General features: G+C 63.5%; 19 protein-coding genes. 1 reads left to right on the forward strand and 18 read right to left on the reverse strand.

Features of this window, described 5'->3' with window-relative positions; genetic code table 11:
- Positions 1-45: 45 nt before the first annotated feature.
- The 15 genes from rpsQ to rpsL all read right to left on the reverse strand — a co-directional run bounded on the left by rpsQ (position 46) and on the right by rpsL (position 9,494).
- A complete protein-coding gene (rpsQ, locus tag QA639_RS26155; RefSeq protein WP_016843754.1) occupies positions 46-294 on the reverse strand; it encodes a 30S ribosomal protein S17 in 249 nt (82 codons plus the stop codon).
- A gap of 10 nt (positions 295-304) precedes the next feature.
- Entirely contained in the window at positions 305-511 is a 207-nt protein-coding gene (rpmC, locus tag QA639_RS26160) for a 50S ribosomal protein L29 (protein WP_016843753.1), read from the reverse strand.
- A gap of 5 nt (positions 512-516) precedes the next feature.
- Complete coding sequence (gene rplP / locus QA639_RS26165) at positions 517-930, reverse strand: 50S ribosomal protein L16 (protein WP_016843752.1); 414 nt, start codon at positions 928-930, stop codon at positions 517-519.
- A 30-nt stretch (positions 931-960) separates the two neighbouring features.
- A complete protein-coding gene (gene rpsC, locus QA639_RS26170) occupies positions 961-1,662 on the reverse strand; it encodes a 30S ribosomal protein S3 (protein ID WP_024578575.1) in 702 nt (233 codons plus the stop codon).
- 20 nt (positions 1,663-1,682) lie between these two features.
- Entirely contained in the window at positions 1,683-2,069 is a 387-nt protein-coding gene (gene rplV, locus QA639_RS26175; RefSeq protein WP_018272136.1) for a 50S ribosomal protein L22, read from the reverse strand.
- 10 nt (positions 2,070-2,079) lie between these two features.
- On the reverse strand, positions 2,080-2,358 hold the full coding sequence (rpsS, locus tag QA639_RS26180; protein WP_028335459.1) for a 30S ribosomal protein S19: 279 nt from the start codon (positions 2,356-2,358) through the stop codon (positions 2,080-2,082).
- Positions 2,359-2,370: 12 nt separating this feature from the next.
- Positions 2,371-3,204 carry a 50S ribosomal protein L2 gene (rplB, locus tag QA639_RS26185; protein ID WP_157348026.1) on the reverse strand — a complete coding sequence of 278 codons (834 nt, stop codon included), beginning with the start codon at positions 3,202-3,204 and terminating at the stop codon, positions 2,371-2,373.
- 12 nt (positions 3,205-3,216) lie between these two features.
- Positions 3,217-3,516 carry a 50S ribosomal protein L23 gene (locus tag QA639_RS26190; RefSeq protein WP_016843746.1) on the reverse strand — a complete coding sequence of 100 codons (300 nt, stop codon included), beginning with the start codon at positions 3,514-3,516 and terminating at the stop codon, positions 3,217-3,219.
- Positions 3,513-4,133 carry a 50S ribosomal protein L4 gene (rplD, locus tag QA639_RS26195; RefSeq protein WP_016843745.1) on the reverse strand — a complete coding sequence of 207 codons (621 nt, stop codon included), beginning with the start codon at positions 4,131-4,133 and terminating at the stop codon, positions 3,513-3,515. The genes QA639_RS26190 and rplD overlap by 4 nt, the downstream gene beginning before the upstream one ends.
- Position 4,134: 1 nt before the next feature.
- Positions 4,135-4,854 (reverse strand): 50S ribosomal protein L3, encoded by a 720-nt coding sequence (rplC, locus tag QA639_RS26200; protein WP_018272139.1) that lies wholly within the window; start codon positions 4,852-4,854, stop codon positions 4,135-4,137.
- A 54-nt stretch (positions 4,855-4,908) separates the two neighbouring features.
- Positions 4,909-5,217 (reverse strand): 30S ribosomal protein S10, encoded by a 309-nt coding sequence (rpsJ, locus tag QA639_RS26205; RefSeq protein WP_002712302.1) that lies wholly within the window; start codon positions 5,215-5,217, stop codon positions 4,909-4,911.
- 86 nt (positions 5,218-5,303) lie between these two features.
- The gene (gene tuf, locus QA639_RS26210; protein WP_018272140.1) at positions 5,304-6,494 is read right to left on the reverse strand and encodes an elongation factor Tu; all 1,191 of its coding nucleotides are present in this window, start codon (positions 6,492-6,494) and stop codon (positions 5,304-5,306) included.
- A gap of 39 nt (positions 6,495-6,533) precedes the next feature.
- Positions 6,534-8,606, reverse strand: coding sequence for an elongation factor G (fusA, locus tag QA639_RS26215; RefSeq protein ID WP_028352166.1), 2,073 nt, complete (start codon positions 8,604-8,606; stop codon positions 6,534-6,536).
- A 30-nt stretch (positions 8,607-8,636) separates the two neighbouring features.
- Positions 8,637-9,107, reverse strand: coding sequence for a 30S ribosomal protein S7 (rpsG, locus tag QA639_RS26220; protein WP_016843741.1), 471 nt, complete (start codon positions 9,105-9,107; stop codon positions 8,637-8,639).
- 15 nt (positions 9,108-9,122) lie between these two features.
- Positions 9,123-9,494 carry a 30S ribosomal protein S12 gene (rpsL, locus tag QA639_RS26225; protein ID WP_006611834.1) on the reverse strand — a complete coding sequence of 124 codons (372 nt, stop codon included), beginning with the start codon at positions 9,492-9,494 and terminating at the stop codon, positions 9,123-9,125.
- 695 nt (positions 9,495-10,189) lie between these two features.
- On the opposite strand from rpsL, the gene QA639_RS26230 reads away from it, so the two are divergent.
- Positions 10,190-11,401: an FAD-dependent oxidoreductase gene (locus tag QA639_RS26230; protein WP_283087644.1), complete on the forward strand. Its 1,212-nt coding sequence runs from the start codon at positions 10,190-10,192 to the stop codon at positions 11,399-11,401.
- Between the two features lie 45 nt (positions 11,402-11,446).
- Here the strand turns inward: QA639_RS26230 and QA639_RS26235 are convergent, their stop codons facing one another.
- The 3 genes from QA639_RS26235 to rpoC form a co-directional block, all read right to left on the reverse strand.
- Positions 11,447-13,480, reverse strand: coding sequence for an ABC transporter ATP-binding protein (locus QA639_RS26235; protein WP_283087645.1), 2,034 nt, complete (start codon positions 13,478-13,480; stop codon positions 11,447-11,449).
- A 226-nt stretch (positions 13,481-13,706) separates the two neighbouring features.
- Positions 13,707-15,767, reverse strand: a complete 2,061-nt coding sequence (locus QA639_RS26240) for an FAD-dependent oxidoreductase (RefSeq protein WP_283087646.1) — start codon at positions 15,765-15,767, stop codon at positions 13,707-13,709.
- A gap of 180 nt (positions 15,768-15,947) precedes the next feature.
- The gene (gene rpoC, locus QA639_RS26245) at positions 15,948-20,150 is read right to left on the reverse strand and encodes a DNA-directed RNA polymerase subunit beta' (protein ID WP_028335455.1); all 4,203 of its coding nucleotides are present in this window, start codon (positions 20,148-20,150) and stop codon (positions 15,948-15,950) included.
- Between the last annotated feature and the right edge of the window lie 16 nt (positions 20,151-20,166).

A 20,166-nucleotide genomic window follows, 5' to 3' on the forward strand; every position in this document is an offset into this window, starting at 1 on the left:
GCGCGCTCAAAATTTCCCTGAATTTCCCCGGCCAGGCCGAAGTAATCAGGCCGTTTTCTTGTGTTCGCCCCGGACCACGGTCCAGCGCTTCAGCTTCGAGATCGGCTTCGATTCCTCGATCCAGACCATGTCGCCCGGCTTGAACTGGTTGTTCTCGTCGTGCGCGTGGTAGTTCTTGGAACGGCGGATCGTCTTCTTGTAGATCGGGTGGGTGAAGCGGCGATCGACGCGCACCACGATGGTCTTGGCTTGCTTGTCGCTGACGACCACGCCCTGCAGAGTACGTTTCGGCATAGCTGGCCCCTTACTTCTTCTTCGCGCGCTGCTGGGCAGCGATGGTCTTGATACGAGCGATATCGCGGCGGGCTTCCCGCATCCGCGACGTGTTCTCCAGCTGCCCGGTGGCGCGCTGGAAACGCAGGTTGAAGCGCTCCTTCTTCAGGTTCAGGATCGCGTCTTCCCGCTGGTCGTCGCTCATCGCGCGAATGTCTTCAACTTTCATCTCGGCCATGGCGATTACTCCGCAATGCGCGCAACGAAGCGCGTCTTGATCGGCAGCTTGGCAGCCGCGAGCGACAGCGCTTCCTTCGCGGTCTGCACCGGCACGCCGTCGATCTCGAACATCACGCGGCCCGGCTTGATCCGGACAACCCACAATTCCGGAGCACCCTTGCCGGAGCCCATGCGGACTTCGGCGGGCTTCTTCGACACCGGCACGTCCGGGAACACGCGGATCCAGACGCGGCCGGCGCGCTTCATGTGACGGGTCAGCGCGCGGCGGGCGGCTTCGATCTGACGGGCGGTGACGCGCTCAGGCTCCATCGCCTTCAGGCCGAACTGGCCAAACGCCAACGTCGCGCCAGAGGTCGCAACGCCGTGGATACGGCCCTTATGCGCCTTCCGGAACTTCGTTTTCTTAGGTTGCATCATGGCTTTAAGCCCTCAAATTCCTGCTTTGCCTCAAGCGGCGTCGCGGCGCGAACGCGGCGTGTTGTCGCCCTCGGCCATCTTCTTGTCCTGGGCCATCGGATCGTGCTCGAGGATCTCGCCCTTGAAGATCCAGACCTTGACGCCGCAGGTGCCGAAGGTCGTGAACGCGGTGGCAACGCCGTAGTCGACGTCGGCGCGCAGCGTGTGCAGCGGCACGCGACCTTCGCGGTACCACTCCATGCGCGCGATTTCTGCGCCGCCGAGACGGCCCGAGCAGTTGATGCGGATACCGCCGGCACCGAGACGCATCGCCGACTGCACGGCGCGCTTCATGGCGCGGCGGAACGCGACGCGGCGCTCGAGCTGCTGGGCGATCGATTCAGCGACCAGGGTCGCGTCGAGCTCCGGCTTGCGGATTTCGACGATGTTGATCACGACGTCCGACGAGGTGATGTCGGCAACCTTCTTGCGCAGCTTGTCGATGTCGGCGCCCTTCTTGCCGATCACGACACCCGGACGGGCCGAGTGGATCGTCACGCGGCACTTCTTGTGCGGACGCTCGATCACGATGCGGGCCACGGCCGCCTGCTTGAGCTCCTTGTGCAGGATCTCGCGGATCTTGACGTCCTCGTGCAGCAGCTTGCCGTATTCCTGCTTGCCGGCGAACCAACGGGAGTCCCAGGTCCGGTTGATGCCGAGACGCAGCCCGATTGGATTGATCTTTTGACCCATCGTCTTCTCCTGCGCCCTTCTTAAGCGCTTGCCTCGGCCTCGACCTGACGAACCACGATGGTCAGGTGCGAGAACGGTTTGAACACACGGCCCGAACGGCCACGGCCGCGCGGAGCAAAACGCTTCATCACGATGCCGTTGCCGACATGCGCCTCGGCAACGACGAGATCGTCGACATCGAGGTCATGGTTGTTCTCGGCGTTGGCGATCGCCGATTCCAGGCACTTCTTGACGTCGACTGCGATCCGCTTGCGCGAGAACTGCAGGTCGGCGAGCGCAGCGGACGCCTTGCGGCCGCGGATCAGCTGCGCCACCAGGTTCAGCTTCTGCGGGCTGACACGCAGCATGCGGGCGACGGCCTTGGCCTCATTGTCCGCGAGGCTACGTTCGCGCTTTGGTTTGCTCATCGGTTAATCCTCAAGCCTTCTTGGCTTTCTTGTCGCCCGAATGGCCGTGGAAGGTCCGGGTCGGCGAGAACTCGCCGAACTTGTGACCCACCATTTCCTCGTTGATTGCCACCGGCACGTGCTTGTGGCCGTTGTAGACGCCGAACGTCAGGCCGACGAACTGCGGCAGGATGGTCGAGCGGCGGCTCCAGATCTTGATGACGTCGTGACGGCCGGACGAGCGCGCGGCATCTGCCTTCTTGAGCAGAGAACCCTCGACGAACGGGCCTTTCCAGACTGAACGAACCATGTCCGGCGTTCCTTACTTCTTCCGCTTGTGGCGGCTGAGGAGAATGAATTTGTTGGTCGACTTGTTGGTGCGGGTCTTCTTGCCCTTGGTCGGCTTGCCCCACGGAGTGACCGGGTGGCGACCGCCCGAGGTACGACCTTCACCACCGCCGTGCGGGTGATCGATCGGGTTCATGACGACGCCGCGGTTGTGCGGACGCCAGCCGAGCCAGCGGGTACGACCGGCCTTGCCGATCGAGATGTTCATGTGATCCGGGTTCGAGACCGCGCCGATCGTGCCGCGGCAACGGCCGTGCACCAGACGCTGCTCGCCCGAGTTCAGGCGGACGATCACGTAGTCCTGGTCGCGGCCGACGATCTGGGCGTAGGTGCCGGCGGAGCGCGCCAGCTGACCGCCCTTGCCGATCTTCAGCTCGATGTTGTGCACGATCGTGCCGACCGGCATGTTGCCGAGCGGCATGACGTTGCCCGGCTTGACGTCGACATAGTTGCCGGCGAGGACGGTGTCGCCCGCCGCCAAGCGCTGCGGCGCCAGGATGTAGGCCAGCTCACCGTCCTGATACTTGATCAGCGCGATGAAGGCGGTGCGGTTCGGATCATACTCGAGCCGCTCCACGACCGCCGGCATGTCCACCTTGTCACGGCGGAAGTCGACAGTGCGGTAGGCCTTCTTGTGGCCGCCGCCGCGGAAACGCACGGTGATGCGACCAGTGTTGTTGCGACCGCCATTGCCGAGCTTGCCCTCGGTCAGGGTCTTCACCGGCTTGCCCTTGTAGAGCGCCGAACGATCGACCATGACCAGCTGGCGCTGGCCCGGCGTCGTGGGATTGTAGGTTTTCAATGCCATCGTCGTTGCGCCTTATAGTCCGGTAGTCACGTCGATGCGGTGGCCCTCTTCCAGGGTCACGATCGCGCGCTTGGTGTCCGACTGCGAGCCGAGATTGCCGCGGAACACCTTGGTCTTGCCCTTGCGAACGAGCGTGTTGACGCTCTTCACCTTGACGTCGAACAGCTTCTCGACCGCTTCCTTGATCTGCGGCTTGGTGGCCTTGCCGGCGACCTTGAACAGCACCTTGTTGTGCTCGGAGGCGAGCGTCGCCTTTTCCGTCACGACGGGAGAGATGATGACGTCGTAGTGGCGCGGATCGATGTTCTTCATTTGAAGCGCGCCTCCAGCGCATCAACCGCAGCCTTGGTCAGCACCAGCTTCTGGCGGCGGAGAATGTCGTAGACGTTGATGCCCTGGATCGGCAGCACGTCGATGTTCGGAATGTTGCGGGCCGCGGTCGCGAAACCGGCGTTGAGCTCGGCGCCGTCGATGATCAGCGCATTGGTGAGCCCGAGGCCGGAGAAGTGACCGAGCAGCGCCTTGGTCTTGGCGGCCTCGAGCTGCGCATTGTCGATCACGATCAGCCCGCCGTCCTTGGCCTTGGCCGACAGCGCATGCTTCAGCGCGAGCGCGCGCACCTTCTTCGGCAGGTCGGTCGCGTGCGAGCGAACAACCGGACCGAACGCACGGCCACCGCCGCGGAACTGCGGCACGCGAGCCGAGCCGTGACGGGCGCCGCCGGTGCCCTTCTGCTTGTACATCTTCTTGCCGGTGCGCCAGATCTCGGCGCGGCCCTTGGCCTTGTGGGTACCGGCCTGACGCTTGTTCAGCTGCCACTGCACGCAGCGCTGGATGATGTCGGCACGCGGCTCGAGACCGAAGATCGCGTCCGAGAGCTCGACGGATCCGGCGTCCTTGCCTTCAAGGGTCGTGACTTTCAATTCCATCTCACACGCCCTCCTTCTCGGCCACAGCCTCGGCAGCTTCGCCGCCTGCAACCTTGAACTTGCCGGGCTTCGGGGCTTCCTTCGGCAGCGGCTTCTTGACGGCGTCGCGCACCGAGATCCAGCCGCCCTTGGAGCCGGGAACGGCGCCTTCGACGAGGATCAGGCCGCGCTCGACGTCAGTCGAAACCACGCGCAGATTGAGCGTGGTGATGCGGTCGACGCCCATGTGACCGGGCATCTTCTTGTTCTTGAAGGTCTTGCCGGGGTCCTGACGGCCACCGGTCGAACCGATCGAACGGTGCGAGATCGACACACCGTGGGTGGCGCGCAGACCGCCGAAATTCCAGCGCTTCATGCCGCCGGCGAAGCCCTTACCGATCGAGGTGCCGGTCACGTCGACGAACTGGCCGACCACGAAATGGTCCGCCTGGATTTCCGCGCCGACCGGGATCAGCGCGTCCTCGGACACGCGGAACTCGGCGACCTTGCGCTTCGGTTCGACCTTGGCGACCGCGAACTGGCCGCGTTCGGCCTTGGGCATGTACACGGTCTTGCGGGCGCCCGAGCCAAGCTGAAGAGCGACATAGCCGTTCTTCTCGGTCGTGCGGTGGCCCAGCACCTGGCAGTTGCCCAACTTCAGCACGGTCACAGGGATATGCTCGCCGGTCTCCGTAAAGACCCGCGTCATCCCGACCTTTTGTGCGATCACTCCGGAGCGCATCGGCGTGCTTCCTGTCTTTCTGTCCGCAAGCGGCGGACGTAAAAATCCAAAACCTTAGAGCTTGATCTCGACGTCGACACCGGCGGCCAGGTCGAGCTTCATCAGCGCATCGACGGTCTGCGGGGTCGGGTCGACAATGTCGAGAAGGCGCTTATGGGTGCGCATCTCGAATTGCTCGCGGCTCTTCTTGTCAACGTGCGGCGAACGGTTGACGGTGAACTTCTCGATGCGGGTCGGCAGCGGAATCGGTCCGCGAACCTGCGCACCGGTGCGCTTCGCCGTGTTCACGATCTCGCGGGTCGACGTATCGAGGATTCGATGGTCGAACGCCTTGAGACGGATGCGAATATTTTGGCCGTTCATTGCCGTATTCTTTCTTTAGTGAGTGGCGAGTAGCGAATAGCGAATGGAGTGACCCACTCGCTACTCGCCATTCCCTATTCGCGTAGTTACTCGATGATCGCGGCGACGACGCCGGCGCCGACGGTGCGGCCACCTTCGCGGATCGCGAAGCGCAGCTTCTCTTCCATCGCGATCGGCACGATCAGGTGCACCTCCATCGCGATGTTGTCGCCCGGCATCACCATCTCGGTGCCTTCCGGCAGGTGCACGACACCGGTCACGTCGGTGGTGCGGAAGTAGAACTGCGGACGGTAGTTGGTGAAGAACGGGGTGTGGCGACCGCCCTCTTCCTTGGTGAGGATGTAAGCCTCAGCCTTGAACTTGGTGTGCGGCTTGACCGAACCGGGCTTGCACAGCACCTGGCCACGCTCGACTTCCTCGCGCTTGGTGCCGCGGAGCAGCGCACCGATGTTGTCGCCGGCCTGGCCCTGATCGAGCAGCTTGCGGAACATTTCGACGCCGGTGACGATGGTCTTCTGGGTGTCGCGGATACCGACGATTTCGATTTCCTCGCCGACCTTGATCACGCCGCGCTCGACACGGCCGGTGACGACGGTGCCGCGGCCCGAGATCGAGAACACGTCTTCAACCGGCATCAGGAACGGCTGGTCGATCGGACGCTCCGGCTGCGGGATGTATTCGTCGACATTGCGCATCAGCTCGAGGATGGCGTCGTGGCCGAGCTTCTTGTCCTTGTCTTCGAGGGCGGCGAGCGCTGAGCCCTTGATGATCGGGATCTTGTCGCCCGGGAATTCGTACTTCGAGAGCAGCTCGCGGACTTCGAGCTCGACGAGCTCGAGCAACTCCGGATCGTCGACCATGTCGCACTTGTTGAGGAACACGACGAGCGCGGGCACGCCGACCTGGCGGGCGAGCAGGATGTGCTCGCGGGTCTGCGGCATCGGGCCGTCAGCAGCCGACACGACCAGGATCGCGCCGTCCATCTGGGCAGCGCCGGTGATCATGTTCTTCACGTAGTCGGCGTGGCCGGGGCAGTCGACGTGGGCGTAGTGGCGGTTGGTCGTCTCGTACTCGACGTGCGCGGTCGAGATCGTGATGCCGCGGGCCTTCTCTTCCGGCGCCTTGTCGATCTGGTCGTAGGCGGTGAACGTCGCGCCGCCGGTTTCTGCGAGCACCTTGGTGATCGCTGCGGTCAGCGAGGTCTTGCCATGGTCGACGTGACCGATGGTGCCGATGTTGCAGTGGGGCTTGTTACGTTCGAATTTAGCTTTGGCCATTTGACTCTCCGTTCAATCGTTGACTGCCATCAACGACAATCAGGCAAACTTCTTCTGGACTTCAGCCGACACGTTCGCCGGAGCTTCGGCGTAGTGATCGAACTGCATGGTGAAGGTCGCGCGACCCTGGCTCATCGAGCGCAGGTTGTTCACGTAACCGAACATGTTCATGAGCGGCACCATCGCGTTGATGACGTTGGCGTTGCCGCGCATGTCTTGGCCCTGGATCTGGCCACGCCGGGAATTCAGGTCGCCGATGACCGAACCGGTGTAGTCTTCCGGGGTCACCACCTCGACCTTCATGATCGGCTCGAGCAGAACGGACTTGCCCTTCGTCAACGCTTCGCGGAACGCAGCCCGCGACGCGATTTCGAACGCCAGTGCCGACGAGTCGACGTCGTGATACTTGCCGTCGACCAGCTGCACCTTGACGTCCACCACCGGGAAGCCGGCAACGACACCGGAGCCCATCACGCTGTTGAGGCCCTTTTCGACGCCGGGGATGTATTCCTTCGGCACCGCGCCGCCGACGATCTTCGATTCGAACTCATAGCCCTTGCCGGGCTCGTTCGGCTCGACGACGATCGACACTTCGGCGAACTGACCGGTACCGCCGGTCTGCTTCTTGTGCGTGTACTTGACTTCGGCCTTCTTGGTCACGCGCTCGCGGAACGCCACCTGCGGCGCGCCGATGTTGGCGTCGACCTTGTAGGTGCGCTTGAGAATGTCGACCTTGATGTCGAGATGCAGTTCGCCCATGCCCTTGAGAATGGTCTGGCCGGACTCCTGGTCGGTCGACACGCGGAACGACGGATCTTCCGCGGCAAGCTTGGCAAGCGCCACGCCGAGCTTTTCCTGGTCGGCCTTCGACTTCGGCTCGATCGCGATCTCGATCACCGGCTCCGGGAATTCCATCTTCTCGAGGATCACCGGCTTGTCGGGATCGCACAGCGTGTCACCGGTGCGCGCTTCCTTCAGGCCAGCCAGTGCGACGATGTCGCCGGCATAGGCTTCCTTGATGTCTTCGCGGTTGTTCGCATGCATCAGCAGCATGCGGCCGATACGCTCCTTCTTCTCGCGGGTCGAGTTCACCACGCCGGTGCCCGACTGCAGGATGCCAGAATAGATGCGGCAGAAGGTGATGGTGCCGACGAAGGGGTCGTCCATGATCTTGAACGCGAGCAGCGCCAGCGGCTCCTTGTCGTCCGCCTTGCGCACGACTTCGTTGCCCTCATCGTCGGTGCCCTTGATCGCGGGCACGTCGATCGGCGACGGCAGATAGTCGACGACGGCGTCGAGCAGCGGCTGCACGCCCTTGTTCTTGAACGCGGAGCCGCACAGGACGGGATAGAACGCGCCGGTCAGCACGGCCTTGCGGATCAGACGCTTCAGGGTCGCCTCGTCCGGCTCCTTGCCGTCGAGGAAGGCAGCCAAAGCGTCGTCGTCGAGCTCGACGGCGGCTTCCACCATCTTCTCGCGATATTCCTTGGCCTGCTCGACCAGATCTTCCGGAATGTCGACATAGTCGAACTTGGCGCCGAGCGATTCATCGTTCCAGATGACGCCCTTCATCTTCACGAGGTCGACGAGACCCTTGAAGTTGCTCTCGGCACCGATCGGCAGCTGGATCGCGATCGGCTTCGCGCCGAGGCGGTCGACGATGTCGGACAGGCACTTGAAGAAGTCGGCGCCGGTCTTGTCCATCTTGTTGGCGAAGACGATGCGCGGAACCTTGTACTTGTCGCCCTGGCGCCACACGGTCTCGGTCTGCGGCTCGACGCCCTGGTTGGAGTCGAGAACGCAAACGGCGCCGTCGAGCACGCGCAGCGAACGCTCGACCTCGATGGTGAAGTCGACGTGGCCGGGGGTGTCGATGATGTTCAGGCGCTTGCCGTTCCAGAACGCGGTGGTCGCAGCCGAGGTGATCGTGATGCCACGCTCCTGCTCCTGCTCCATCCAGTCCATCGTCGCGGCACCTTCGTGCACTTCGCCGATCTTGTGGCTCTTGCCGGTGTAATAAAGGATGCGCTCGGTGGTCGTGGTCTTGCCGGCGTCGATATGCGCCATGATACCGAAGTTGCGGTAGTCCTCGATGGCATGTTGGCGGGGCATGAGACTGTTCCTTAAATTCCGTTGTTCGCCTTACCAGCGATAGTGCGAGAACGCGCGGTTGGCTTCCGCCATCCGGTGCACGTCTTCACGCTTCTTGACGGCGTTGCCGCGATTGTTCGAGGCGTCGAGCAGCTCAGCCGAGAGACGCTCCGTCATGGTCTTCTCGTTGCGCTCGCGGGCGGCCGAGATCAGCCAGCGGATGCCGAGCGCCTGACGGCGCACCGAACGGACTTCGACCGGAACCTGGTAGGTCGCGCCGCCGACGCGGCGGGAACGAACCTCGATGGTCGGCATCACGTTCTCGAGCGCCTGCTCGAACACGCCGAGCGGGTTCTGCTTGGTCTTGGCCTCAATCATGCCGAGCGCACCGTAGACGATGTTTTCGGCAACCGACTTCTTCCCGGCGTACATCACCGAGTTCATGAACTTCGTAATGATGATGTTCCCGAACTTCGGATCCGGAAGAACTTCACGCTTCTCGGCAGAATGGCGACGCGACATCTGATCGGTTCCCGCTTACTTCGGACGCTTCGCGCCGTACTTCGAACGACGCTGCTTACGGTTCTTGACGCCCTGGGTATCCAGCACGCCGCGGAGGATGTGGTAGCGCACACCGGGCAAGTCCTTGACGCGGCCGCCGCGGATCATGACCACCGAGTGCTCCTGCAGGTTATGGCCCTCGCCCGGGATGTAGCCGATCACCTCGAAGCCGTTGGTCAGGCGCACCTTGGCGACCTTACGAAGCGCCGAGTTCGGCTTCTTCGGGGTCGTGGTGTAGACGCGCGTGCACACGCCGCGCTTCTGCGGCGACTGCTGCAGCGCCGGCACCTTCTTACGCGACTTCTGCACTTCACGCGGATTTGCGATCAGCTGGTTGATCGTCGGCATGTAGCCTTCACCCTTTAGTTCGCGCGAAACCTTGAATCGGTCCGCCAATTCTTCTCGGGAAAAGCCGTCCCGTACGGCCCGCTCGGCACGGGACAAATACCCGCGCAAAGCGAAATCGCGCCAACCACTCATCGCTGAGCGGAAAGCGCTTCGACGCCACAGAGGACCGCGATCCCGAACCGTTCAGCGTTCGCTGTTCGGTCCGCCACCGAGGTCATGCATCCGAAATCACTCTCAAGAGGACGTGCTCAAGAGAACCAATATCGTCCTGGCATTGCCTAGCTATCATCGACAGCGTTTGAGCGGCATTCGTCGAGGTTGGTGCCCGTCCGGCTCCTCAAAAAGGGCCTTCGGGTGTTCCGTTCCGACGCTGGCGTAGCTCACCGCCTGTCGTTAAGTGGGCGCCTTGTATAATCGAGAGATAGTGAAGTCAAGCAAAACGACAAGCAAAGAAACGCCTCTGGCACTTGCGGATTTCGCATTTCGCCGCGGTTCGGGCAAGGCGAAATGTGACGGCCGACCAACCTCCCCGCGCCCTCATCCGAATCTTCGGGCGCGTGCGGAATCATATTATATCCGGGTAAAATACGAATAGAAACAACTCTCCCCAAGTTAGTCTCGAAGGCAAACTTCGAAACTAAGCCTTTATTTGCCATTCGCAGCGCAAAAATCGGGGTCACAGCCACGGAATTCTCATGCGGTACACCGACATCGCGATCATCGGCGGCGGTCTTGCGGGCTCGACCGCAGCCGCCATGCTCGGCCGTGCCGGGATACCGACGGTCCTGATCGACCCCCACCAGGTCTATCCGTTCGATTTCCGGGTCGAAAAGATCGGCGGCGACCTCCAGCTCGAGCGATTCGCCAGGACCGGCCTCGCCGAGTCGGTGCTCCGCTCGGCGACGCTGGACGGCGAGAACTGGATCGCGCGATTCGGCCGGTTGCTTGACCGGCAGCCGAGCCGGCAATACGGCATCATGTACGACGCGCTGATCGCGGCGATTCGGAACGAAATCGCCGGGCCGGCGGAATTCATCTGCGACAAGGTGATCAATGTCGCGACCAGTTCCGAGCGGCAGCGGCTCGTGCTTGCCAATGGCGAGGAGATCTCGGCGCGCCTTGTGGTGCTCGCCAACGGCCTGAACGTCGGGTTGCGCCGGATGCTCGGCATCGAGCGGCTGGTCACGAGCTTCTGCCACTCGATCTCGCTCGGCTTCGATTTCGTCCCTGTCGGCCGCCCCGCCTTCCCGTTCGCGGCCATGACCTATTTCTCGGAGCGGCCGAGCGACCGCATCCCCTACATCACGCTGTTTCCGGTCGGAAACCGGATGCGCGCCAACCTCTTCACCTATCGCAAGGCCGACGATCCCTGGCTGCGGGCGATGCGGCGCAATCCGGTCGAGACGCTGAACGCCGCGCTGCCGCGGCTGCGCCGGCTCACCGGCGAATTCGACATCGCCGGCGATATCAAGATCAGGCCCGCCGACATCTATGTCAGCACCGGCTATCGGCAGGCCGGCATCGTGCTGGTCGGCGATGCCTTCGCCAGCACCTGCCCCGTCACCGGCACCGGGACCGACAAGGTGTTCACCGACGTCGCCCAACTCTGCAACGTCCACATCCCGGCCTGGCTGTCGACCGACGGCATGGGCGAGGAGAAGATCACCGCGTTCTACGACGATCCGGTCAAGACCGCCTGCGACGCCTGGTCGAATGGCAAGGCATTCAGCTTCCGCGAGGTGTCGGTCGGCAACGGGCCCACCTGGCAGGCCCAGCGCTGGGCACGCTTTTTCGGCTATCTCGGCCGCGGCTGGCTGCGCCGGCTGCACAACCCCGCGGCGGCGGCGTCACCGACGCAGCCGGCCAACCACTTCCGGCAGCGTCCGCACGCCGCGGACCGGGCGTAAAGTAGAATCTAGCGCTCGGCCATCGCCCGCGACGCGACGCGGGCCTTACGCCTCCTCATCCTCGTCTTCGTCCTCATCTTCATCATCGTCATCATCCGCGTCGTCGGCGTCCTCGTCGTGAGTCAGATGTCCCTGGTCGTCCCACAGCTTGCGATAGACGCCATTGCGGGCCAGCAGCTCCTCGTGCGAGCCGCGTTCGATCGCCCTGCCGCCGGAGATCACGATGATCTCGTCCATCTCGACCACCGAAGTCAGGCGATGCGTCGACCAGATCATGGTGCGGCCCTCGGCGACCTTGAGCAGCGTGCGATTGATCGCAGCCTCTGTGGTCTGGTCGAGCGCCGAAGTCGCCTCGTCGAGCAGCAGCACGGACGGGTTACGGATGATCGCGCGCGCGATCGCGATGCGCTGGCGCTGGCCGCCCGACAGGGTATCGCCGCGCTCGCCGACCGGCGTGTCGTAGCGCTGCGGCAGGCTCATGATGTAGCGATGGATCTCGGCCTTGCGGGCAGCGTCCTCGACCTCCGCATCGGTCGCGCCTTCCTTGCCGAGCCGGATGTTCTCGCGGATCGACATGTTGAACAGCATGTTCTCCTGGAACACGACCGCCATATTGGCCCGCAGCGACTCGCGCGTCACCCGGCGGATATCGACGCCGTCGACGGCGACGCGGCCCTCGTCCGGCACGTAGAGCCGCAGGATCAGGTTGATCAGCGTGCTCTTGCCCGAGCCGCTGGGACCGACGATCGCAATGCTTTTGCCGGCATTGAGCTTGAGGCTGAGATTGTCGAGCACCGGCGTCTGCGCCCCCTCATACTGGAAGGTGACGCGATCGAAGGAGATGTCGTTGGTGATGCGCGGCAGATCCGGCGCGCCGGGACGGTCGGCGCCGCGGGTCGGCTCGTCGAGCAGTTCCTGGATGTGCCGCACCGCCGCCGCCGACTGGATCGACACCGGGATGAAATGCATCAGATGGGCGATGTTGTACGACACCTCCCAGAACGCGCTCTCGAAGGTCACGAAGGTGCCGACGGTGATTTGCCCCTTGGTGGCGAGATAGGCGCCGATCGCCAGCACCACGAGGTGGAGCAGCAGCACCGCGATGGTGACGGTGCGCTCCACCATGGTCGACAGGAACATGGCTGACGCGGCCTTGGCCCGGACGTCGCGGTTGCGCATCGTGAACCAGCCGAGCGCCCGGCGCTGCAGATTGAACGCCTTCACCACCGCCTGCGCGGCAACGTTCTCCTGCACGGTTCCGAGCAGCGCGGCCTCGTTCTGCTTCTGCTCGTAATTGGCCTGCACCGCCTTCGGCGTCAGGATGCGCGGCCCGATCAGGGTGATCGGAAACACCAGCAAGGCGACCACGGCAAGCTGCCAGTTCAGGAACAGCATCAGGATGATGCCCGCGACCAGTTCGAGGCCCGGCAGCGCCGCGCTATTGGCGAAGGTCTTGACCGAGCCCTCGAACGCCGACAGATCGATCGAGAAGCGCGACAGGATCTCGCCGCGCTTGGTGCGCGCGAAATAGGCCGACGGCAGGTTCTGGACATGGTCGAACAGCCGCGTCCGCACGTCGGCGATGATGCCGGCGGCGAGCCGCGCATCCCAGCGCTCGTACCAGACCGCGATGATCGAGGTGACGATGCCGGCCACCGCGAGCACGCCGAGGATCTTGTAGAGGGCCCCGAAATCTTCCTCGCCGAGGGCGTCGTCGATCAGGAATTTCAGGCTGAGCGGCATGATGACGTTGAACAACGTCTCGACCAGCACGCCGAAGGCGACGCAGGCGAACGGCTTCTTGTAGTTCGCCAGGATCGGCCTGACGAAGCCAAAGATCGTGGAGAGCGCGCCGGCGGCTTCCTTGGCGGTGAAGACGACGAGGTCCTCGTCATCATCGTCGTCATCGAGCTCGAACTCGTCGTCCGCGTCGTCTTCCTCTTCATCGTCAGCCGGCGCCGCGGCCGGCTTTGTGGAGGCGGCCGCCGCGGGCGGACCGGACGCGGGCTTCTTCTTCAGCTCGGGATCGTCGGCCGCCGCTCTCGTCGGATCGTCTGATGCAGGAGGTCTTGGCGCCATGAAACCAACCGATGCTCCACGGCCGGCATGACCGCAAATCGAAAACGCAGCTGATGACACTGCGGCCGTAATCCTATGCGATCACGACGAATTCGGCAAAGCGTTTGGAACGGCCGACGCGTCGCCGCACGCTCGCGCGGTTTCGCGGAGCAAAGCATTGCCGCCGTTTGACAGCTGGTTGACACGAGGCCGGTCGGCTGGCGGCAAGAGCTTCCGATCGGTCCCGCTAGTCGTCGAGGTCGGCTTCGACCTTGTCGAAGAAGGAATAGCGCAGGCTGTCGGAGTCTGCGTACCACTGCCCCGGCCCCTTGTTGGCGGCCAGCGTCAATGTCCACAGCGCATCGGTGCAGTCGCGTCGGTGCATCGACAGGTCGAAGCCGTTGCCGAAGAACAATTCCGACCACTCCCACCAGGTGCCGAGCTTCTTCACCCCGCGCAGCAGGTCGTAGCGATCGATCACCGCCGGCGCCATGTCGGAGGTCACCGACGCGAACACGACGCCGGTCTTGACCACGCGGTTGAGCTCGCGCACCCCGCGCACGACCTGCTTCTCGCCGAGATGGCACAGCGAGGTCTCGAACACGAAGTCGAACTCGTTGGCCTTGAACGGCATGTCGGCGATCGAGCCGAGCTTGTTGTACTTCTTGAGCGCCTTCGGCGTCTTGCCGTGGATGTAGCGGTTGTTCTCGATGCCCCAGGCATCGATGCCACGTTCGCGCAGCGCGCCGACCAGTTCGCCGCTGGCGGAGCCGGCGATCAGCAGCTTGTAGCCCTTCGCCCTGCCCCAGACCGTCTTGATCAGGTCCGTCAGATAGGCCGGGTCGGTGAAGTTGCGCCAGACCTCGCTGTAGGGCCCGGCGCCGCGATAATTGTCGAAATAGCTGCGATCGATCTTGTCGGACAGCGCGCCCTCGTCCTGCGCGCGGGCGCGGCGCAGCCGCATCATCTCGGTGAGGATGATGTCGGTCGCGGCATCGGAGGAATCGAGCAGTCCGTTCAGCGTCGAATCGAACAGATAGTCGCCGACCACCACGATGCCGGGGTGCTCCTTCGGCTCAGGCCGGTGGTTGGTCATGACGTCGCGCACCGGCAGGCCCCCCGGCAGCGCGTTGACCGACGACAGCCAGCGATGGATCTTGCCCTCCAGGAAATGCTCGCGCGTATCGCCGAGCGAGGCCGGCAGCGACTTCAACGCGGCGTCGATCAGCTCCTGGTCGCTGAGATTGGCGAAGGCCAGCGCATCCGAGCCCGCGATCAGCCAGTTCAGCACGCCGTGCTTGCCGACATCGTGGCGCGCGCCCTCATTGTAGACACAGCAGCCGCCGAAAGCTTCCGACATGAACCAGGCGCCCGGGATCTTCTCGCCCCAGAACGGCTCGTCGAACAGGACCGAGACCCGCAGATAATGCGCGGGCCGGTCGAAATAGGCGACGTGCTTGACCATCGACTTGCGCAGCTGCTCGCCGTCCCAGCGCATGGTCGCGAGCCAGGAGTGCGGCAGGCAGACCAGCACGAGATCGAAGTCGCGCGCCTCCGGCCCCTTGCCGTTCATCATGTTGAGCTGGTAGCGGCCACCGGCGGTCTTGCCGACCTTGAGCACACGATGGTTGAGCTGGATGTCGGCGCTGACTTCCGAGCGCAGACAATCGATCAGCTGCTCGTTGCCGTTCTGGATCGAATACAGGCCGATATAGCCGTCGACGTCCATCACGTAGTTCTTCAGCGCATTGAGGCCGTTGGTGTTGTGGCTCTCGGTCGCGATGTCGGAACGCGCCATCACCTTGAAGAAGCGCTTGGCGGTCGCGTCCTCGACCTCCTCGTCGAGGACCTGCTCGGCGGTCTTGTAGGCCCACGGGTGTTCGTTGTCGTGGGCGCCGACGCCCTCGTAATATTCGATCGGCGACACCAGGTCGCTGCAGCGCTTGCGGAACGCCTCGATCGCGGCCGCGGTCTTCGCCCCGTATTTGCGGCGCATGCCGGGAACGTCGGCGAGCAGTTCGCCGTCGAGCTGCACCTGCTCGGCATCCATCGGGATCGTCTGCAGTCCGAAATGCTGGATCAGTTCGCGCAGCGGATCCGGCCCCGTCATCGAGTAATCATAGATTTCGGCGACGCCGGCCTCATACATCGCAGGCGCAGTGTCGAATTTGCGCGTGACGATCTTGCCGCCGAGGCGGTTCGACGCCTCGAAGATGGTAACGCGGCAGAGGTCGCCGAGTTTGCGCTTCAAATACCAGGCGCTCATCAGCCCCCCGGGGCCGCCGCCTACGATAGCCAAGTCGAGCATATGGATTCCGTCGTCTCCGGCGCGAGCCAAACAGCCGGTCTAAGTCACCCTAGCAAAGGCACTTTTTTGCCTGAAGGAAAGATGAACAAACTGCGTCCCTGCACCGCAGCAAGCAAAGAAAGCAGCAAAAAGGCCGGCTAAACGCCGGCCTTCTCGCCATACCCGTAGTCTTGCGGATGCCTATTCCGCGGGCGGCAGCGCCAGCGGCTCCGCTTCCGGAGCCGTCGGCACGATCGCCGCCTGCTGCTTCTCGCGCTCGTCGAGGATCAGCTTGTCGCGCTTGACCGCGACTTCGCGGATCCGCGCCATCGAGGCGCCGGTGCCGGCCGGGATCAGGCGGCCGACAATGACGTTCTCCTTGAGGCCCTCGAGCGGGTCCACCTTGCCGTTGACGGCAGCTTCGGTGAGCACGCGCGTGGTCTCCTGGAACGACGCCGCCGAGAAGAAGGAGCGGGTCTGCAGGCTCGCCTTGGTGATGCCGAGCAGAACCGGCGTACCCGTGGCGGGCTTCTTGCCCTCCTCCTTGGCCTTGGTATTGAGCGCGTCGAACTCGATCTTGTCGACCTGCTCGCCCGAGATCATGTCGGTGTCGCCCTGATCGGTGACCTCGACCTTCTGCAGCATCTGACGGACAATCACCTCGATGTGCTTGTCGTTGATGAGCACGCCCTGCAACCGGTAGACCTCCTGGATTTCGTTGACCAGATAGGCAGCGAGTTCCTCGATGCCCTTGATCGCCAGGATGTCGTGCGGCGCCGGATTGCCTTCGACGATGAAATCGCCCTTTTCGACGATGTCGCCGTCCTGCAAGTGGATGTGCTTGCCCTTCGGGATCAGGTACTCGCGCGGCTCCTCGGTCTTGTCCATCGGCTCGATCGAGATGCGGCGCTTGTTCTTGTAGTCGCGGCCGAAGCGGATCGTTCCCGCGGTCTCCGCGATGATCGCCGCATCCTTCGGCTTGCGAGCCTCGAACAGTTCCGCCACCCGCGGCAGACCGCCGGTGATGTCACGCGTCTTGGCGCTCTCGGTCGAGATACGCGCCAGGATGTCGCCGGGCATCACCTTCGCGCCGACGTCGACCGACAGAATGCCATCGACCGACAGCATGTAGCGGGCATCGCCGCCACGCGCGAGCTTCAGCACCTTGCCGTCCTTGCCCTTGACCACGATGGCCGGACGCAGGTCCGAACCGCCGCGCGTCGTGCGCCAGTCGATGACCACGCGCTTGGCGATACCGGTCGATTCGTCGAGCGTTTCCGAGATCGACTGGCCTTCGACCAGATCCTCGAACCCGATCGTGCCCTCGACTTCGGTGAGGACCGGGCGGGTATAGGGGTCCCACTCGGCGATGCGCTGGCCGCGCTTGACCATGTCGCCTTCGTCGACATGCATCTTCGAACCGTATTGAATACGGTGGGTTGCACGCTCGGTGCCGTCGGCATCGACGATCGCAACGACCATGTTGCGCACCATCGCGATCAGGCTGCCTTCGCTGTTGCGGGCAATCGCCTTGTTCTTGATCACGATCTTGCCGTCGAAGTTCGATTCCACGAACGACTGCTCGTTGAGCTGCGCGGCGCCGCCGATGTGGAACGTGCGCATCGTCAGCTGCGTGCCGGGCTCACCGATCGACTGCGCCGCGATGACGCCGACGGCCTCACCGTGGTTGACCGGGGTGCCGCGGGCCAGGTCGCGGCCGTAGCACTTGGCGCAGATGCCGTTGATCAGCTCGCAGGTCAGCGCCGAGCGGATCTTCACTTCCTGGATGCCGGCCTGCTGGATCGCGTCGACATGGCTCTCCTCCATCAAGGTGTCACGCTTGATGATCACCTCGTTGGTGGCGGGATCGCGCACGTCATCGCAGGCCACGCGGCCCAGGATGCGGGAGCCGAGCGAGGCGACGACCGTGCCGGCGTCGACGATGGCGCGCATCTTGATGCCGAGCGTGGTGCCGCAGTCGGTCTGCGTGATGATGCAGTCCTGCGCGACGTCGACCAGACGGCGGGTCAGGTAGCCCGAGTTCGCGGTCTTCAACGCGGTGTCCGCGAGGCCCTTGCGGGCGCCGTGGGTCGAGTTGAAGTACTCGAGCACCGACAGACCTTCCTTGAAGTTGGAAATGATCGGCGTCTCGATGATCTCGCCCGACGGCTTGGCCATCAGGCCGCGCATGCCGGCGAGCTGGCGCATCTGGGCCGGCGAACCACGCGCACCGGAGTGCGCCATCATGTAGATCGAGTTGATGTCGGCATCCGCGCCCGCCGCCGTCTTCTTGGTGGACGAGATCTCCTTCATCATCGCCTTGGCGACTTCTTCACCGGCCTTCGACCAGGCGTCGACGACCTTGTTGTACTTCTCGCCATGGGTGATCAGGCCGTCATTGTACTGCTGCTCGAAATCCTTCGCCAGCGTACGGGTCTGATCGACGATCTTCCACTTCGACGCCGGCACGACCATGTCGTCCTTGCCGAACGAGATGCCCGCCTTGAAGGCGTTGTAGAAGCCGAGCGCCATGATGCGGTCGCAGAAGATCACCGTCTCCTTCTGACCGCAGTGCCGGTAGACCTGGTCGATCACGCCGGAGATCTCGCGCTTGGTCATCAGCTTGTTGATGATGTCGTACGAGATCTTCGGGTTCTTCGGCAGCAGGTTGCCGAGCATGACGCGGCCCGCGGTGGTTTCGATCCAGCGCTTGGACTGCTTGCCTTCCTCGTCGAGGCCTTCCCACCGGTACTTGATCTTGGTGTGGAGGTGGATGACCTTCGAATGCAGGGCGTGCTCGAGCTCGGCCATGTCGCCGAAGATCTTGCCCTCGCCGGGCAGGCCTTCGCGCATGATCGAGACGTAGTAGAGGCCGAGCACGATGTCCTGCGACGGCACGATGATCGGCTGGCCGTTCGCCGGATGCAGGATGTTGTTGGTCGACATCATCAGGACGCGCGCTTCCAGCTGCGCTTCGAGCGACAGCGGAACGTGCACGGCCATCTGGTCGCCGTCGAAGTCGGCGTTGAAGGCGGCGCAGACCAGCGGATGCAGCTGGATCGCCTTGCCTTCGATCAGCACCGGCTCGAATGCCTGGATGCCCAGGCGATGCAGCGTCGGCGCGCGGTTGAGCAGCACCGGATGCTCGCGGATCACCTCGTCGAGGATATCCCAAACCTCCGGACGCTCCTTCTCGACCAGCTTCTTGGCCTGCTTCACCGTGGTGGACAGGCCCTTGGCGTCGAGCCGCGAGTAGATGAACGGCTTGAACAGCTCGAGCGCCATCTTCTTCGGCAGGCCGCACTGATGCAGGCGCAGCTCGGGACCGACCACGATCACCGAACGGCCCGAATAGTCGACGCGCTTGCCGAGCAGGTTCTGGCGGAACCGGCCCTGCTTGCCCTTCAGCATGTCGGCGAGCGACTTCAGCGGACGCTTGTTGGCGCCGGTGATGACGCGGCCGCGGCGGCCGTTGTCGAACAGTGCGTCGACGGCCTCCTGCAGCATGCGCTTTTCGTTGCGGATGATGATGTCGGGCGCACGCAGCTCCATCAGCCGCTTCAGGCGGTTGTTGCGGTTGATGACGCGGCGGTACAGGTCGTTGAGGTCGGAGGTCGCGAACCGGCCGCCGTCGAGCGGCACCAGCGGACGCAGGTCCGGCGGAATCACCGGCACGACCGTCATGATCATCCATTCCGGCTTGTTGCCGGAAACGCGGAAAGCCTCGACGATCTTCAGACGCTTGGCGAGCTTCTTGTGCTTGATGTCGGAGTCGGTCTCCGCCATGTCGGCACGCAGCGTCGCCTCGAGCTTCTCGAGCTCGAGCCCCTTCAGCAGCTCGCGGATCGCCTCCGCGCCGATCATGGCGGTGAAGGAATCCTGGCCGTACTCGTCCTGCGCCTTCAGGTACTCGTCTTCCGACAGCAGCTGACGGTCCTTCAGCGCGGTGAGACCCGGCTCGAGCACGACGTAGTATTCAAAGTACAGGATCCGTTCGAGATCCTTCAGCGTCATGTCGAGCAGGAGGCCGATGCGCGAGGGCAGCGACTTCAGGAACCAGATGTGGGCGACCGGCGCCGCCAGCTCGATATGGCCCATGCGCTCGCGCCGGACGCGCGACAGCGTCACCTCGACCGAGCACTTCTCGCAGATGATGCCCTTGTACTTCATCCGCTTGTACTTGCCGCACAAGCACTCGTAGTCCTTGATCGGCCCGAAGATGCGCGCGCAGAACAGGCCGTCACGCTCCGGCTTGAAGGTGCGGTAGTTGATGGTCTCCGGCTTCTTGATCTCGCCGTAGGACCAGGACAGAATCTTCTCCGGAGACGCGATCGAAATCCGGATCTGGTCGAAGACCTGGGCCGGGGTCGTCGGATTGAAAAGATTCATAATCTCTTGATTCATGGTCTTCTCCTCGCGT

It is taken from the genome of Bradyrhizobium pachyrhizi (genome assembly GCF_029714545.1).
Classification (GTDB): Bacteria; Pseudomonadota; Alphaproteobacteria; order Rhizobiales; family Xanthobacteraceae; genus Bradyrhizobium; species Bradyrhizobium pachyrhizi.